The 14,028-nt window shown below is 42.6% G+C and carries 11 protein-coding genes and 1 riboswitch; of the genes, 2 read left to right on the top strand and 9 right to left on the bottom strand.

From position 1 onward, the window contains the following. Positions 1 to 3: 3 nt before the first annotated feature. The 3 genes from oppC to L3V25_RS11175 form a co-directional block, all read right to left on the bottom strand. A complete protein-coding gene (oppC, locus tag L3V25_RS11185) occupies positions 4 to 906 on the bottom strand; it encodes an oligopeptide ABC transporter permease OppC (protein WP_089122650.1) in 903 nt (300 codons plus the stop codon). Between the two features lie 15 nt (positions 907 to 921). Next, entirely contained in the window at positions 922 to 1,842 is a 921-nt protein-coding gene (oppB, locus tag L3V25_RS11180) for an oligopeptide ABC transporter permease OppB (protein ID WP_027697341.1), read from the bottom strand. A 645-nt stretch (positions 1,843 to 2,487) separates the two neighbouring features. Then, positions 2,488 to 4,122: an ABC transporter substrate-binding protein gene (locus L3V25_RS11175; protein ID WP_237295432.1), complete on the bottom strand. Its 1,635-nt coding sequence runs from the start codon at positions 4,120 to 4,122 to the stop codon at positions 2,488 to 2,490. Between the two features lie 570 nt (positions 4,123 to 4,692). Here L3V25_RS11175 and L3V25_RS11170 point away from each other — a divergent pair. Continuing rightward, complete coding sequence (locus L3V25_RS11170) at positions 4,693 to 7,218, top strand: glycosyl hydrolase family 18 protein (protein ID WP_237295958.1); 2,526 nt, start codon at positions 4,693 to 4,695, stop codon at positions 7,216 to 7,218. Positions 7,219 to 7,305: 87 nt separating this feature from the next. Here the strand turns inward: L3V25_RS11170 and moaE are convergent, their stop codons facing one another. The 5 genes from moaE to moaA are packed head-to-tail and all read right to left on the bottom strand — an operon-like array spanning position 7,306 to position 10,127. After that, a complete protein-coding gene (moaE, locus tag L3V25_RS11165) occupies positions 7,306 to 7,761 on the bottom strand; it encodes a molybdopterin synthase catalytic subunit MoaE (protein WP_237295956.1) in 456 nt (151 codons plus the stop codon). A gap of 16 nt (positions 7,762 to 7,777) precedes the next feature. After that, positions 7,778 to 8,023, bottom strand: a complete 246-nt coding sequence (gene moaD, locus L3V25_RS11160; protein WP_237295431.1) for a molybdopterin synthase sulfur carrier subunit — start codon at positions 8,021 to 8,023, stop codon at positions 7,778 to 7,780. 36 nt (positions 8,024 to 8,059) lie between these two features. Further along, positions 8,060 to 8,536 carry a cyclic pyranopterin monophosphate synthase MoaC gene (gene moaC / locus L3V25_RS11155; RefSeq protein ID WP_089122646.1) on the bottom strand — a complete coding sequence of 159 codons (477 nt, stop codon included), beginning with the start codon at positions 8,534 to 8,536 and terminating at the stop codon, positions 8,060 to 8,062. 25 nt (positions 8,537 to 8,561) lie between these two features. Next, positions 8,562 to 9,074, bottom strand: a complete 513-nt coding sequence (gene moaB, locus L3V25_RS11150) for a molybdenum cofactor biosynthesis protein B (RefSeq protein ID WP_237295430.1) — start codon at positions 9,072 to 9,074, stop codon at positions 8,562 to 8,564. A 39-nt stretch (positions 9,075 to 9,113) separates the two neighbouring features. Beyond that, positions 9,114 to 10,127, bottom strand: a complete 1,014-nt coding sequence (gene moaA, locus L3V25_RS11145) for a GTP 3',8-cyclase MoaA (protein WP_237295954.1) — start codon at positions 10,125 to 10,127, stop codon at positions 9,114 to 9,116. Positions 10,128 to 10,166: 39 nt separating this feature from the next. Then, positions 10,167 to 10,323, bottom strand: a riboswitch (molybdenum cofactor riboswitch). Between the two features lie 161 nt (positions 10,324 to 10,484). Here moaA and yvcK point away from each other — a divergent pair. Continuing rightward, a complete protein-coding gene (yvcK, locus tag L3V25_RS11140; protein WP_237295429.1) occupies positions 10,485 to 11,375 on the top strand; it encodes a uridine diphosphate-N-acetylglucosamine-binding protein YvcK in 891 nt (296 codons plus the stop codon). A 307-nt stretch (positions 11,376 to 11,682) separates the two neighbouring features. Here yvcK and uvrB read toward each other — a convergent pair whose 3' ends face one another. Continuing rightward, a complete protein-coding gene (uvrB, locus tag L3V25_RS11135; protein ID WP_237295428.1) occupies positions 11,683 to 13,713 on the bottom strand; it encodes an excinuclease ABC subunit UvrB in 2,031 nt (676 codons plus the stop codon). Between the last annotated feature and the right edge of the window lie 315 nt (positions 13,714 to 14,028).

Genomic DNA, 14,028 nt, shown 5'->3' with positions numbered 1-14,028 from the left:
CAATTAACGATCTTTTGGATCTAACGCATCGCGCAGACCATCGCCGACATAGTTAAAGCAGAACAGCGTAACCACCATGAACGCGGCAGGGAAACCTAATTGCCAGATCGCAATCTCCATGGTTTGTGCGCCTTCTTGCAGTAATGCCCCCCAGCTGGTCATTGGTTCTTGCACCCCTAGACCTAGGAAAGATAAGAAAGACTCGGTCAGAATCATGCTTGGTACGAGTAACGTTGAATAAACCGCAACAATACCCAATACGTTTGGCACAATGTGACGAGTAATGATTTTCCAGTTGCTTACGCCACAAACGTGCGCCGCTTCGATAAACTCTTTATTACGTAGACTGAGTGTTTGGCCACGTACAATCCGCGCCATATCCAGCCAGGCTATTGCCCCTATCGCAACGAAGATCAAAATGATATTACGACCGAAGAAAGTCACTAGTACAATCACTAGGAACATGAAAGGTACTGCGTATAAGATTTCCAAAATACGCATCATGATACGATCGACTTTACCGCCGATAAAGCCAGAGGCTGCGCCGTATAAAGTACCGATTAATACCGCAACAAAGGCACCTAGTACCCCAACCATCAGAGAGATTCGGCCACCCATTAAGGTACGCACATATAAATCTCGGCCTAGGCTATCGGTGCCAAATAAGTGTTCAGCAGAAGGCGCGGCTTGTAGTGAGTACCAATCGGTATCGTCATAAGCAAACTGGGCAAACATGGGTAGGAAAATCACCGATAAGGTAATCAGCACCAAAATCACCAAGCTCACCATTGCGGCTTTGTTGCGCATAAAGCGAATACGAGCATCTTGCCAAAGGCTACGACCTTCAATTTCTAAGTTCTCAGAGAACTTTTCGATCGCTTCTAAATTTTCTTTTTTAGTTAACATAGCGTCAGTCCCTGATTAATAACGAATTTTCGGATCAATGTAAGCCAGTAGTACATCGACAACGGCATTGAAAAGAATGAAGAGGAAACCAATCAGAATGGTAATTCCCATTACTAGTGAGTAATCACGGTTAAAGGCGGCGTTAACGAACAATTTACCTATGCCCGGCAAACCGAAAATAGTTTCGATAACCACAGAGCCAGTAATGATGCCGACAAACGCTGGGCCCATGTATGACACAACAGGAAGTAATGCAGGTTTTAACGCATGTTTAAAAATAATGTATTTGTAGCTCAAACCTTTTGCACGCGCAGTACGAATGAAGTTACTGTTCAAGGTTTCAATCATGCTGCCACGAGTAATACGGGCAAACGTCGCTACATAAAGCAGAGACATACCCACCATAGGTAAGAATAAATACTGGAAGCCACCGTCTTTCCAACCACCAGCGGGGAACCAGCCTAGGTTAATCGAGAATATATAAATCAAAACGGGTGCTAATACGAATGAGGGCATAACGACCCCGAGCATAGCGGTCGACATAATGGTGTAGTCTACCCAGGTATTTTGCCGCAGCGCCGCAATGGTTCCGACCCCTACCCCCATAATCACAGTAAACACGAAGGCAAAAAAGCCAACTTTGGCAGATACCGGCAAAGCGGCGTAAACCAATTCATTTACGGTGTAATCTTGATACTTAAATGATGGACCAAAGTCACCTTGCAGAATGTTGGTCAAATAAGTGGTGTATTGCACTAATACCGGCTGATCGAGCCCATATTTAGCATTGATATTGGCCATGACCTCAGGAGGTAACGGGCGTTCACTTGAGAACGGGTTACCTGGTGCAAAGCGCATCAGGAAGAAAGACACCGTGATCAATACCAATAAGGTCGGTATCGCTTCGATAAGCCTTTTAAAAATGAATTTAAACATAGTAAAACTTCCAGTTGTGACTAATAAATAGCTTGCCCATTATCAATGAGCATCCTTGTATATTATTTTTATTATGTTTGTGCCACCGTCATAAATTCGACTTTGTGTCACAGGGTTTCTACTTAACCAATTGGTAAACGAATCATTGCGGAGTATTAAGGAAGGTAAGTACAGCTTTGATAAAAAAGAAGCAAAGTGATGAAGTTGGACTCTTTCACTTATCAAAATAGTCGTCGTGAAATCAATCACTAGTACGCTTATTTTGTTTTTATTTCTATTCAAATACATACTTCGACTCCATGCCCCGTATGATGAGAAATAGCTTATTTTTTACTGCAAAAAGCCATTTTAAGCGCATTCCATACGCCTTGACTTTTCGCTCTATTTCTTAAACTAAACATTATCAACATCCAACAGAATAATCTACTAATTAGCGACTAAATCCATAGATATTGTGATATTAATATTAAGTTCCTTTAGAAATGACTAGTTACTTGTATAAATAAAACACAAATAACTACTTCCCTTTAATACTCGATTCGTCAGCCGTTCTTAAACATTATTGATAGTTTTAACACTTTGTAATGACCAAAAACGAAAATAGGTTCTGCATGTCTCCATACAGAACCTAATCTTTAGCAATAATTACTTAGCGATTTTATACAGATCTTTAGTATAAATTTTATCTTCCGCATTATTCATAGGGAAACCACCGACTAGTGGAGACACTAAACGAGCTTTCACGTATTGGAAGATTGGTGCAATTGGCATATCACGAGCCAATAGTTTCTCTGCTTCCGCATACAAATCAGCACGCTCTTCGTCACTTGTCGAGTTAAGTGCTTTTTCCATTACCGCATCATATTCTTTGCTATGGTAGCGAGGGTCATTCGAGCTGTTGTTAGACTGCATTAGAGACAAGAACGCAGAAGCTTCGTTATAGTCACCACACCAACCCGCACGAGTTACGTCAAAGTTACCCTGACGACGCGTATCGAGGTAAGTTTTCCACTCTTGGTTTTCTAAAGTGACATCAACAAAGCCTAAAGATTTCTTCCACATAGAAGCAATCGCAACGGCGTTCTTCTTGTGATTATCATCAGTGTTGTACAACAAGTTAAATTTAAGTGGGTTCGATTTGTTATAACCCGCTTCTTCTAATAATTGTTTCGCTTTTTCATTACGCTCTTTCTGCGTCCAAGTACCATATTCAGGCATTGTTGGGTGGAAATCAGCGGTAATTTCAGGCGTTAAGAAATAAGCAGGTTTTTGACCTTGACCAAGTAGGATACGAGTCATCACATCACGGTCGATCGTATAAGACAGCGCTTGACGAACACGTACGTCATCAAATGGTGGTTTAGAGTTATTGAAGCCGTAGTAGTATGAACACAAGTTACCCACGACTTTCACATCTTCAGGGTGCTCTTTTTGTAGACGCTTAAATTGCTCATTTGGCAACTCATCCGTCATATCAAGTTCGCCCGCTAAGAAGCGATTCATTTCAGCATTTTGGCTTTCGATTGGTAGATAAGTCACTTGATTGATAACAGTACTGTCATTATCCCAGTAATTCTTATTACGCACTAGCACCATGCGCTCATTCAGTACCCAACTATCCAGTACATAAGCACCGTTACTGACGAAATGTTCAGGTTTCGTCCACTGATCGCCCCACTTCCCCAGTACTTTTTTATTCACTGGTTTAACTGTGGTGTGACCCATCATTTTCACAAAATAAGGCACTGCAGATTCAAGGCTCACTTCAAGCGTATTTGCATCAATTGCTTTCACGCCAAGAGTTGATTTATCAGCTTTACCAGAAATGATTTGCGCGGCATTTTTCATGGTAGTCATTTCTAAATACCATGCGTATGGCGATGCAGTAGCAGGATCAACGGCGCGTTGGAAAGTAAAGACGAAGTCATCAGCCGTTACAGGATCGCCATTTGACCATTTTGCATCTTTACGTAGGTGGAAGATAAAGGTTTTGTTGTCTTGAGTTTCCCAGCTTTCAGCCACACCAGGAACAACGTTACCGTCTGCGTCTTGGTTAACTAGGCCTTCAAATAAATCACGAATCACATTGGATTCAGGCACGCCTTCTGTTTTCTGTGGATCGATAGAAGCAACTTCTGCACCGTTGCCTTTCACCAATTCTTGTTTTTCCGCTAATTTAACGCCTGCTGGTACTTGAGCAGCAGAAGCAGAAAGAGAAACAGCACCGAAAGCAAGACCGGCACCAAGTAAGATCACTTGAGTGATTTTATTTTTACGCATATGGGTAAACTCCAATTTTTTATATTAATGCATCCGTGACATCTTTATATCGATTATAACTATCCAACACTGGTCAATTAGTAGTCTTCACTAGTTTTTAATGCTTTGCGCGATTTTTACTCTAACCAGTACAGTTATAGCGATATATAGAGCGGGATAAGCTATCAATATTTTCTGGGATCCACCACAACAAAATTATAAAAACGTAACATAGATTACACTTTTCCCTATTAACAGTATGTATATCCAAATGAAATCGATTGCATAGTTAAATTCACTCTACCTATATGAATTTCAATCTTTTACTTCCTGTTTTACGTAGCTCAATTTTTATTACTTTCAAGCCTATTTTTGACAAGTTTTATCAAATAGAGACTTCAAAGAGAGTTTGCTTGAAAGATATTTCATAACGCGAATTATTAATTGTATATCGATTCAAAATTGTCTTTTTGTTCTTTGTTGACTCACGTTATCTCATCAACACTGCCAGTGATGCACAAGTGAAGTGCAGGTTTCACCTGATCTTTTTTAGGTGAGCACATTAAGAAAGGACTAAAGAGAGAAATGACTATGAAACGTTTCAATCTCACCGCAGTGAGTATTGCTTTAGCGTTAGGTTCAGCGTCAGTAATGGCCGCTCCTACTGCTCCAAGCTTAGATATGTACGGTTCAAAAAATTTAAAATTCTCCAAAATTGATTTAGCAATGGAAACCACATCTGGTTACAACAGCATGGTTCAATACCATGAAAATGCTCAAATCGATATTATTTTCAATCAATATAGCGGAGAAACTGGCGACACTTACAACATTTACTTTGATGGTGAAAAAGTCGCAACCGGCCCGATTAGCGGCAGCAAAACGACGGCTTCATTTGAATACGCCCAAGGCGGTGTATATCAAATGGAAATTGAAGCGTGTGATGCAACAGGTTGTAGCAAAACTCAGCCAGTTGAACTATCAATTGCTGATACTGACGGTTCTCACTTAGCACCGTTAACCATGAATGTAGACCCGAACAATAAAACTTATAATACCGACCCAAATACCGTTGTCGGTACTTACTTTGTTGAATGGGGTATTTATGACCGCGGTTACACCGTCGATAACATTCCAGCGGATAATTTGACTCATATTCTTTATGGTTTCATTCCTGTTTGTGGACCAAATGAATCGCTTAAATCAGTGGGTGGTAACAGCTTTAACGCATTGCAAACCGCTTGTCAGGGTGTGCCTGATTACAACGTAGTTATTCATGACCCGTGGGCTGCATACCAAAAAAGCTTCAAACAAGCAGGTCATGAGTACGATACGCCTATCAAAGGTAACTTCGGCATGATGATGGCGCTTAAACAGCGTAATCCTGATCTAAAAATTGTTCCATCTATCGGTGGTTGGACGCTTTCTGACCCATTTTTCTCCTTCACTGATAAATCTAAACGCGACATCTTTGTAGCATCGGTTAAAGAGTTCTTAACGACTTGGAAATTCTTTGATGGTGTAGATATTGACTGGGAATTCCCAGGTGGCGGCGGTGAAGCGACTGACCTAGGTGATCCGGTGAACGATGGCCCTGCTTATATTGCTTTAATGCGTGAATTACGCGCCATGTTAGATGAACTGGAAGTTCAAAATGGTAAAGAGTACGAACTGACTTCAGCAATTGGTGTTGGTTACGACAAACTTGAAGATGTTGATTATGCTGACGCGGCTCAGTACATGGATTACATCTTTGCCATGACTTATGACTTCTACGGCGGTTGGAATAATGTTCCTGGTCACCAAACTGCCCTTTACTGTGGTAGTTTCATGCGCCCTGGCCAATGTGACGGCACAGGTATTGATGCAGAAGGCGAACCATACAAAGGCCCTGCTTATACAACAGACAACGCAATCAAAATTTTGCTAGAACAAGGCGTTCCGGCGAATAAACTGGTTGTTGGTGCTGCTATGTATGGCCGTGGTTGGGATGGTGTAATGCCTGAAAGCTTAACCGTTGCAGGCGACCCAATGACGGGTACAGGTAACGGCAAACTCACCGGCACGAAAGAACAAGGTGTTTGGGAAGCGGGTGTTATTGATTATAAAGGTGTGAAGAGCACGATGATCGGTCCAAACGGTGAAGGCATCAATGGCTTTGAGACTGGCTATGATGAACAAGCTGAAGCCGCGTGGGTTTGGAACCGTTCAGATGGTAAGTTAGTAACTTATGATAGCCCTCGCTCTGTTATCGCTAAAGGTGAATATGTTCGCGGCTTAGGCTTAGCGGGTCTATTCTCTTGGGAAATTGATGCCGATAACGGTGATATCCTTAATGCAATGCACGAAGGCCTAGCGGGTGAAGCGACTAATGCTGCACCAACAGCAACTGCTGGCGCTAATCAAACGGTTGTCGGCCCTGCTACGGTAACATTAGATGGTTCTGCTTCTAGTGATCGCAATGGCAGCATTGCATCATATCAATGGACGCAAACTTCTGGTCCATCCGTTACTCTTCAAAACTCAAGCTCTGCAACTACTAGCTTTGATGTTGCTGAAGTGACTGAAGTCCAAACTTTAGGCTTCTCTTTAACTGTCACCGATAATGAAGGGGCAACTGATAGCGATAATGTGGTCATTACCGTTAACCCTGTTGATGTTGAACCAACAAATACTGCACCAGTTGCTAACTTAAGCGCTCCTGCTCAAGTTAATGCTGGCGATGCAGTCACTATTGATGCTTCTGGTTCAACTGATGCGGAAGGCGATGCTCTAACTTACACTTGGACTCTGCCATCAGGCGTAACAGGTTCAGGTTCAAGCATTAGCTTTGTTGCAGCTGAATATGAGCAAGATACAACGCTTAACTTCACGGTAACCGTAAGTGATGGTGAATTGACAAGTGAAGCATCAGCCTCTGTGGTTGTACTGAAAAAGTCAGGCACTATCGATACCTGTGACAACGCATGGGATGCTGCAACCGTTTATACTGGCGGCGACCAAGTCACTCAAGGTGGAACCTTATATGAAGCCAAATGGTGGACTCAAGGACAAGATCCATCTCAATCTGGTGAATGGGGCGTGTGGAAAAACTTAGGTGCAGCAAACTGTAACTAAGATTCATCTACATAACCATTAACAGCAAAAAGGCCAATGAATTTAAAATCATTGGCCTTTCTTTATTAAGCTATTCAATGCTGATATTTATTTCCAGCGATCCGCTGCTTTGGCATCTGAATCACGAGATTCTACCCAGCGAACTTTTTCCGCTGTTCGTTCTTTCTTCCAAAATGGCGCTTGGGTTTTTAGGTAGTCCATAACAAACTCACAAGCTTCAAACGCCGCATTGCGATGGGCACTTGAAACACCAACGAATACAATTTGATCGCCTAAATCTAAATCGCCAACACGATGGATCACACGAATATTCAGCAACGGCCAACGTGATTTTGCTTGTTCACAAATCTGAACTAAAGAACGCTCAGTCATTCCTGGATAATGCTCTAGGCTCAACCCGGTGACGGAATCGCCAAGGTTCATATCGCGCACTTTACCAACAAAGGTTACTACCGCGCCCGCATCCGTACCTTGTGCAAGTTGCTGATATTCCGCGCCGACATCAAAGTCTTCAAACTGTACGCTAACCATTTCTGTAACCATTCCCGCTGAAGACATATTAGCCTCCTGTTACTGGTGGGAAAAAGGCAACCTCATCACCAGATTTAAGCACGGTATCCATTTTCACCATATCTTGGTTGACTGCCACCAGCAATTTGCCAGATTGTAGCGCTTGCGCCCATTGCTCACCTTTGTCGCATAGCTGCTGACGTAGCGCTTCTGCTGTAATCTGATCGGCTTCTACTGTCACTGAATCAACACCAACTAGCTCACGAGTTTGAGCGAAAAATAAAACTTTAATCATTGTTCAACCTTCCGAAAGTTATTAATAAGCAACAAATTAATTAGCAACAAAATGGCCAGACTTACCGCCGGTTTTTTCAAGTAAACGAACTTGACCAATCACCATATCTTTTTGCACGGCTTTACACATATCGTAGATGGTTAACGCCGCCACTGACGCTGCGGTTAGCGCTTCCATTTCAACACCCGTTTTGCCAGCTAGTTTACACACAGATTCAATGCGAACTTGATTAGTTTCCGGCTTAGCTTCTAACTGCACTTCTACTTTTGAAAGCAGTAAAGGATGACAAAGTGGAATTAAATCCCATGTTTTCTTGGCCGCTTGAATGCCTGCAATACGCGCAGTAGCAAATACATCACCTTTATGATGCGAACCAGACACAATAAGATCTAATGTTTCTTTCGACATGGTGACCCAAGCTTCAGCACGCGCTTCACGTACCGTTTCTTGTTTAGCAGATACATCGACCATGTTGGCTTCGCCAGAGGCATTAATATGAGTAAATTGAGACATGGATATCATTCCTTATTAGAATTTTTTAAGCGGAAAGATGAGGCATAAAATTACAAGGGCGATGACGGGCATCAAGCTGCTCCTTGATTAACTTTTCCCAACCTAGACGACATGCACCGGTCGAACCTGGCATCGCGAAGATAACCGTTTGATTAGCCATTCCAGCGATTGCGCGAGATTGTAGGCTCGAAGAACCAATGTCTTCAAAAGACAGCATGCGAAAAATCTCACCAAAACCTTCTACTTGCTTATCAAATAAAGGTTGCAGTGCTTCCGTTGTATAGTTTTTTGCGGTGAAACCTGTGCCACCACTAATTAAAACCGCTTGAATAGCATCATCGGCAATCCATTGAGAAACCAAGGCGCGAATTTGATATTTGTTATCGGCGACAATTTGACGCTCAGCCAATTGGTGCCCTACTTGCTGAAGTTGCTCAACAAAATAATCGCCCGATGTGTCATTTTCAGGGGTACGAGAATCCGATACGGTCAGGACTGCAATTCGTGCAGGTTTAAACTCAGCAGCAACACGTGCCATGTTGATAACCTCAAAAAAATCAAAATGTAAAAGGGAGAATTAACCGCCGATAGAAGCCAAGTGTGGCGTCATACCCGTTTTGCCTTCTTGCAAGAAGTGGCTAACGGACTTGGTATCGAGCGCACCTTGAATTCGTGCGATAAGATCTTTTTCTTGCTCATCCTGTTGCAACAAGTCACGCAGCTCTACGCCTTCTTCGCCAAATAAACATAGATGCAGTTTACCTGTCGCAGAGACACGCAGACGATTACAGGTTTCACAAAAGCCTTTTTCATACGGCATGATCAGGCCAATTTCACCTTGATAGTCAGGATGCACAAACACTTGCGCCGGCCCATCATTGGCTTCTTTCACCTTCAGCAGCCAACCATTTGCGATTAAATGATTACGAATGCTGACACCCGATTGATGTTGCTGTTCAAATAATTCATCCATTTCACCAGTTTGCATTAACTCGATAAAACGTAATTGAATTGGGCGGTCTTTAATCCAGTTTAAAAAGCTCGGTAACGCATGGCCGTTAAACTGCTTCAGTAACACCACGTTTACTTTGACTTGCTGATACCCGACTTCAAATGCGCGGTCGATACCGGCCATCACATCATGGAATTTGTTCTCACCGGTAATTTGATGAAACAAGCGAGGGTCAAGGCTATCAACACTGACATTAATATGCGTTAAACCAGCCTCTTTCCAATCGCCAACTTGCTTAGCCATACGGTAACCGTTGGTTGTAGTCGCAACCTTAGTAATGCCCGAGGTTTGTGCAACGGAGGCAACGATGTCATTAAAATCTTTGCGTAGTGTAGGCTCACCACCAGTAATACGTACTTTGGTAGTACCACAATCGGCAAAGGCATTAACGATACGTTTAATTTCAGCTTGATTTAAAAAAGACGAGTTTTTCTTGCCGGTTGGATGGTAACCATCTGGCAAGCAATAGGTGCATTTAAAATTACACACATCGGTGATCGACAGACGCAAATAGTAAAACTTGCGCGAAAAACGATCGACAAATTGAGAATTTTCTGTGGTGGATGTGGAAGATGCCACATCGGATACGCCCGAAAAATCAGGAATATATTGGGAAACTAATTGAGTCACGAAACACCTTTCCAAATACGGGAGGAAGGCTCATTTCTAAACCAACCCTGGTGACAGTATGTCACTGGCTTTAAAAACTTATCCAATAGTCATTGATACAACGAATAATGAACTTAGTGATTAACGCTCGGAGTTATGACGTGATTACTGATAAGTAGATCAGTAACACTGTTTTTAAATGGTACGCAACAAAACGAGATTTTTCCATACCCATTTAGGCATAAGGTCGTTATATTTAGTTAACTGATATCAAAGAATTGTCATTTAACCTTACTTCAAAGGTCAATTCAGCAGAGAATCCAAATTATGCCCTTTCATAAAACCAAAAAAGTCGTCGCAATTGGTGGTGGTCATGGCCTAGGCCGTATGCTTGCCGCACTAAAAGATTTTGGTGCTAATGCCACTGGTATTGTTGCCACTACTGACAACGGAGGTTCTACCGGACGTATTCGCCAATGCCAAGGCGGGATTGCTTGGGGTGATACCCGAAATTGCATCAATCAGCTGATTACCGAGCCGAATATTAGTTCGATGATGTTTGAATACCGTTTTCGTGGTGCAGGTGAATTGAACGGCCATAATCTAGGCAATTTAATGCTCACCGCGCTAGATAACCTCTCAATTCGCCCACTGGACGCGATTCACCTGATTTGTGACATGTTGAAGGTGGAAGTCAATATTGTACCTATGTCCGAGCACCCTGCTGATCTGACTGCATTGTCAAAAACCGGCAAATGGGTTCGCGGTGAAACCAATGTCGATGATATGTCTGAGCCTCTACAGCGTTTATATGTAGAGCCTGAAGTGCCTGCAACCGCAGAAGGCATTGATGCCATTTTATCGGCAGATTGCATTATCTTAGGCCCAGGCAGTTTCTTAACCAGCATTATGCCGCCACTATTATTACCTGATATTGGCAAAGCCATCGCCCAAAACACCCAAGCTAAGCTAGTGTTTGTTGATAACCTAGATAATGAATTTGGACCAGCAGGAATGATGAACCTAGAAGAAAAATTGAAATGGTGTCAGCGTGCTTGTGATGGTCGTAAAGTCGATATATTACTCGGTGAAAATTTTTCTGAAAACGTCGACCAAAATTATCAATGCATCGAAGTTAACCTCGCCTCACCTAACCATGAATGGCGTCATGATCGTAAAAAGCTTCAACAAGAAATTGAGAAGATTATTTTGCAATAACAAACGTTGCTCGGAAACTCGTTTCTCGTGACTCGACAAATACATCGCGAGACGAAAATCACAGCGTCCAAGCGACAAGAAACGATTATCTCTTTTAACTATTTACAATAAACAACGCTGCTCGGAAATTCGTTTCTCGTGACTAGACAAATACATCGAGCAATGAGAAACACAACGTCCAAGCGATAAGAAACGATCATCGCTTTTAACTATTTACAATAAACAACACTGCTCGGAAATTCGTTTCTCGTGACTCGACAAATACATCGAGCAACGAGAAGCGGAGCGTCCAAGCTACGAGAAACGATTAACTATTCACAATAAACTGCGCTCGTAACTTCTCAATCTCATCGCGTTTTTGTGCCGCTTGTTCAAACTCCAGATTTTGGGCGTGTTGGTACATTTCGCTTTCCAACTGGTTTATTTGTTTCTCAAGCTGCTGTGGGGTTAACGCTTGGTATTCGGCCGCTTGCTCTGCGACTTTAGATAGCGAAATCACATTACTGTCTTTTTTACCTTTGCGTGTACCGACATGACCCAGTTCCATAATGTCTTGAATGCTTTTCTTAAGCGCTTGAGGAGTCGTCCCCATATCTTCATTATATTGCTGCTGCTTAGCGCGGCGACGTTCCGTTTCGTCTATCGCTTTACGCATCGATTTGGTAATGCTATCGCCATATAAAATCGCTTTACCTTGAACATTACGTGCCGCTCGGCCAATGGTCTGAATCAATGAGCGCTCTGAACGTAAGAAGCCTTCTTTGTCAGCATCTAGAATTGCCACCAAAGACACTTCAGGCATATCCAAACCTTCTCGAAGTAAGTTAATACCCACTAACACATCAAACTCACCTAAACGTAGGTCTCGAATAATTTCAACACGTTCAACCGTATCAATATCTGAGTGTAGATAACGGACTTTGACATCATGCTCGGTGAGATATTCCGTTAAATCCTCCGCCATGCGCTTGGTTAAAGTAGTCACAAGCACACGCTCATTAACTGAAACTCGTAAGCGAATCTCCGATAATAGATCATCAACTTGCGTGGCAACCGGACGGACTTCAATTTCAGGATCGAGTAACCCAGTTGGACGCACGACTTGTTCAGCCACATCCCCACCGGATTTATCCAACTCATACGCACTTGGGGTTGCTGAAACGTAAATGGTCTGCGGTGCGAGCGATTCAAATTCCTCAAAACGCAACGGTCGGTTATCTAACGCCGAGGGTAAACGGAAACCAAACTCAACTAAGGTTTCCTTACGCGAACGGTCACCTTTATACATCGCGCCAATTTGCGGCACTGTCACGTGGGATTCATCGATAATAAGCAGGCCATCATGAGGCAAATAATCAAAGAGCGTCGGTGGTGGCTCACCCTCTTTGCGTCCACTTAAATAACGTGAGTAGTTTTCGATACCAGAGCAGAAACCCAATTCATTCATCATTTCGATATCAAACTGCGTACGTTGCGTGATGCGCTGATCTTCTAATAGCTTATTGTTTTCTCGTAGAACCTTTTGTCTTTCAACCAACTCTTCTTTGATATCTTCAATTGCTTCAAGAATGCGTTCACGTGGTGTGACGTAGTGGGTTTTAGGGTAAATAGTGGCACGAGCAATATCTCGCTGTTTAATTGCGCCGGTTAGCGGATCAAAAACGCTAATGCATTCTACTTCTTCATCGAACATTTCCAGACGAATGGCATCATGCTCAGAATCAGCTGGGAACACATCTATCACTTCACCCCGAACTCGGAAATTCCCTCGCTCAAAGACCATGTCATTTCGGCTATATTGCAGCTCGGCTAAACGACGAATAATGTCACGCTGCTCTAAAATGTCTCCGCGACGAATATGCAGCATCATCTTTAGATAAGAATCCGGATCACCTAAGCCGTAAATCGCCGACACAGAGGCAACGATAATCGCATCTTTACGTTCAATTAAAGATTTGGTGGCAGATAAACGCATTTGCTCGATGTGGGCGTTAACCGAAGAATCCTTTTCAATAAAGGTATCTGTGGTCGGCACATACGCTTCCGGCTGATAGTAGTCATAATAAGAGACAAAATATTCGACCGCATTATTGGGGAAAAAACTTTTCATTTCTCCATATAACTGCGCGGCAAGCGTTTTATTTGGGGCAAGTAAAATCGTTGGACGCTGCGCTTTAGCGATCACATTGGCTAAGGTAAATGTTTTACCCGAACCAGTTACACCTAATAATGTTTGATGGGCTAAGCCTACTTCCAAACCTTCAGATAACTTTGCAATCGCCTCTGGCTGATCGCCGGCTGGCTGATAATCGGAAACCAGTTGATACAACTTACTCATACTTGCCTCTTAAATGGAGAATTCTCGGCGGTTTATTCGATTGGTTGACCTTACCACAAGCCTATTATTAACGCTTTAAATCACGGTAGGTTATGTGGCAGTTTTATTAACTAAAATATGGTCTGAAAAAAGTCATCTTTACTCTAGCTTAGCCTGTTACAGTTTGGTAGTATTCTCATCCCGCGAAAAATCTCATCCAACATTTTACCTACTTTTCATCCACGGGTTTTCCCCAAAAAGTTGTTGATTTTACATTTCCATTAATATTTGTCTTTTTTACCCACAAACCTCTTTCAATAAAACAAAATAACAAAA

The organism is Vibrio sp. CK2-1, from assembly GCF_021726515.1.
Taxonomy (GTDB): domain Bacteria; phylum Pseudomonadota; class Gammaproteobacteria; order Enterobacterales; family Vibrionaceae; genus Vibrio.
Note: the sequence above shows the minus strand (reverse complement) of the source record. Positions and strands in the feature narration are given on the sequence as shown.